Origin of the sequence: uncultured Thiodictyon sp., from assembly GCF_903828115.1 — a bacterium.
Lineage (GTDB): Bacteria > Pseudomonadota > Gammaproteobacteria > Chromatiales > Chromatiaceae > Thiodictyon.
Genome location: NZ_CAIKKU010000414.1, coordinates 1 through 3827, shown reverse-complemented (window position 1 = coordinate 3827; position 3827 = coordinate 1). Strand labels below are relative to the sequence as shown.

General features: G+C 55.9%; 2 protein-coding genes. Both read right to left on the bottom strand.

Annotation, left to right across the window (positions count from 1 at the left end; genetic code table 11):
• Positions 1-415: 415 nt before the first annotated feature.
• The gene (locus tag QZY48_RS15315; RefSeq protein ID WP_295432305.1) at positions 416-2392 is read right to left on the bottom strand and encodes a right-handed parallel beta-helix repeat-containing protein; all 1977 of its coding nucleotides are present in this window, start codon (positions 2390-2392) and stop codon (positions 416-418) included.
• A 113-nt stretch (positions 2393-2505) separates the two neighbouring features.
• Entirely contained in the window at positions 2506-3642 is a 1137-nt protein-coding gene (locus QZY48_RS15310; protein WP_295432307.1) for an SBBP repeat-containing protein, read from the bottom strand.
• Positions 3643-3827: the final 185 nt, after the last annotated feature.

The window sequence follows — 3827 nt, the reverse complement described above, 5'->3', positions numbered from 1 at the left end:
TTCAGGCGAGAGATGTGCGTAAATCTCCGGGCGTCGATCATCGTTTGATCCATGTTAGCCGTTCCTGGGAGCGCGGGCCTTTGGCTCGCGAGGCGGGCGAGACGCCCGCGCTCCCAGGTGGACCAAACGATGATCGAGGCCAATCTCCGTGGTCTGGACGCTTGCGTGGAGCAATCTCACGCGGCGACCCGGCAAAGATATTACCAATAATTTGAAATCCTGGAGAGCCATCGTCCGGTCACTCTTTGCCTTATTCTTCAATAAGATAAGATTGCAGCGACATCATGGATGACACTGCTACACACATATGTTGTCTGGCATGGCCGGTGTCCTCATGTTCAAGCTCGAATCATGAGCACCGACCGACCGCACCGCGCATCCATCGCTATTTTCAGGCAACCGTTCTTGGAGTCGCTCAGGGTGCCAACCCAGCCAACAAGCCGGGAATTTGCGAGATCAACCGGTCGCGCATGCCGGCTTCCGACGTCGCCTGGTCCATCAGATCGGCGCCGATGTCAAGCAGGGTCGCCTGCTGTTCGGTATTGAGCGATCGGTAGACAATACCAAGGCGCTCCTGTTCGGCGGAAAAGGCCCGACCAATCTGCACCTGATTGGTGAAGCGCGCCATGTCGTCGATGGCTTCGTGATTGGCATAACCGCCCTCGATCAAGGCGATGATCATCTGATTGCGCTCCACGCGCGCGGCAGCCAGTTCGGCGAGCCAGTAGTTTCGTCCCAGGGTGTCGGCCTCGCGGGCAAACAGGTTTTGGTAGAGCGCATCGATCAGCGCGCCATCGTCACCCACCGGATACAGCGCCTGCACGCCGGGTTGATCGAAGAAACTCTGCGCGACCGTGGTCGGTGTCCACTTCGGGTCGATGGTCATTTGATTGACCCAATATTGCAGACCCTCGTTGTCCGGCGCCCAGCCGAGCGTGGCGATGTAGATCTCGGTCACCCGCCAGTCCAGGTCATCGCGCGGATTGGTTCCCTCGACCGCGCCGATCTCGACCGTGTTATTTTGAATACGCTCCTCGCCGCGCTGATCGGTGGTCGCGTCGTTGGGGACGAGGCTGTTGTTGCCGGCATCGAGAATGGGGCTGTCCGCCGCCGCGATGTGGGTTTGCGTTGGGCCGCCGTTGTTGGCGAGCGTCCCGATGGCGGTGGAGATGGGACCGGCGAGGGTCAGGTCGGTTGCGCCCGCCGTGGCATTGACCAAGCCCAGAGTGCCATTTTGGCCGAACAGGTTACCGCCACGCGAGCTGAAGGTGCCGTTGCTGTAGAGCTCGATACCAGCGTTCGGGTCGGTATTGTTGACAGTCGCGGCATTGCCGGCGACGAGGCTATTGCCCATCAGCAGGGTTGACGTGGTATCCCAAAGATAAATACCGCCGCCTTTGGATGTGGCAAAATTATCCGAGATCGTGGTATTGAAGAGGTTGAGCAGGGTCGAGCTACCAACGCATAGACCACCGCCCGTTTTTGCGCTGTTTCCGGATAGGGTATTGTTATGGAAGGTGATAGTCGAACTATTACTGATAGTGATTCCACCACCGCAACCGCTAAGCGCTTCGTTACCGGAGATGGTGCTGTTGGTAATGCTTAAGGTTGTTGCACTGTTGCTATGTAAGGCGCCGCCACCATTATTCTCCGTTGTTGAGTTGCCTATGAGCGTAGATTGATCGATGATAAAACTACCGCGATAACTATAAAAACCACGATTGCGATTGCCGCTCAAGACGCTTTCAAAAATCGTTACTGTGCCGCCATTGTTATTTTCGACACCGGTTTCAGCATTATCAACAATAACGCTCCGATTAACGGCGAGTACAGCGTCACAACACCATGAATTATAAATGCCATCACCGTTATTTTCATCGATTCGACTGTCATTAACTGTCAAATTCCCCCAATTATGAATACCAATGCCGAAGTTCTGATAAATCGCGCAGTTGCTAACGGTCAACGTGCCACCATTCTCGATACCGTCTGCGCCGTTCGTAATTCCCAGCCCGGAAATGTCGACCTCCGCTCCGTCGGATACGGAAAACACGTCCCTACCCGAGCCATTGCCAAGAATCGTCAGCACATCCGCGCCTGGACCGACGATGTCGATGACCCCGGAGATCGTGAGCGTCCCGAGAATCGGCAACAGACCATTCAATCCCTCCTCGAACTCGATCCGATCCGCGCCGGGCTGCGTCTCGGCGTCGAGCAGTGCCTGACGCAGCGAGCCGGGACCGCTGTCGTTGAGAGTAGTGACGGTAAAGGTTGCCGCCTGGGCTACCGCCAGACTCAACCACAGTGCGCCGCCGAATACGGACGCGGTCTTCCACCGACCGAGATCCAACCGACAGCGAACACAACAACTACCACGAACCGAAGCGATCATCACGCTGATTCCCTTGACTGAATTGATAAAAAATTGCTCACAATCGTAAGCGGTTAACGAAACAAAAAAGCTTGTCGTCCCATGACTTCTCCAGGAGTGCGACGCGCAGTCGCTCAGCGAGCCAGTTCGGCCAATAGGGCAGGGATACTGGCAATGGCGCTGTCGCGCGTGGCGGTATCGTCGGTCACATTGGTCAGCACATTTTTACCGAACTGGCGAAGTCTGGCTTGATCCGTTTCGCTCAGCGCGCTGTAGACGATTCCGAGTCGGGTCTGCTCGGCAGCGAAGGCTAGGCTCACCTTGATGCGGTTGCCGAAGCGCGCCATGTCGATTGCTGCATCGGCATTTGCCCAACCGCCGTTGATCATCGCTATGATCATGGCATTGCGTGTGATGCGGCCGGATTGCAGTTCGGCCAGCCAATAGGCTTTACCATCGGCATCGGCGGCGCGGTCGAAGAGGTTCTGATAGAGCGCCTCGATCAGCGCCTCGTAGCCTTGATCGGCGGGATACAGGGTCTGCACCAGTGGCTGATCAAAGAAGCTCTGTGCGACGGTAGTGGCTGTCCAGCCACCGTTCTGCAGGTTGTTGACCCAGTATTGCAGACCTTCGTTGTCAGGTGCGTAGCCGAGCGTGGCGGCATAGATCTCCGTGACTTGCCAGTCGAGGGCAGAGCGGGGATCGTCGAGCGTATCGTCGGACAATCTAACGACGAAAATATCCCCATTGCCGTTATAGTCCGGATCGATTGCGTTGATCACCGGAAAATCCGCGGAAGTGGTGGAACCACTGACATAAACGTCTCCCGAGGGTCCGATAGCTAACCCACTACCTTCCATGCCACTGCCGCCAAGATAGGTCGAATAGACCAGAGTCGAGCCATTCGGGGAAAGCTTGACGACAAAGGCATCGGAGTCGCCATTCAAGTCGCTGCTGATTGCGTTAACCAAGGGAAAATCTGGAGAATTGGTTTCTCCCGCAATATAGGCGTTACCCAGCTTATCGACGGCGACTCCATAGGCAATGTCGCCAATACGTCCGCCAAGATAGGTTGAATATACGAGACTAGAACCATTAGGCGCGAGCTTGGCAATGAAGGCATCACCGGAATAGTCGATATTTAGCACCGGATCGCTCGATGTTCCGTGATATTGAGCATCCAATGCATTGACCAATGGGAAGTCCGATGAATCCGTGTCGCCCGCCATATAGAGACTACCGTCACTATCGAGCGCGATGCTGTGAGGCAGATCTTGGCCTTGATCATCGTTCCGGCCAAAACCCTGTGACCTAGCTGGTCATCGAGGTTGCTGAAGGTGTCGGCAAACGCCCCGCCATTCTTTTACCCTTGGAAGTGACAAGCAACCGAGGGGTGAAGCGATGAACGAAGCGTCTGCCAAGTTTGACTGTAGCCGAGCCATGGCCGCAGAGCGAC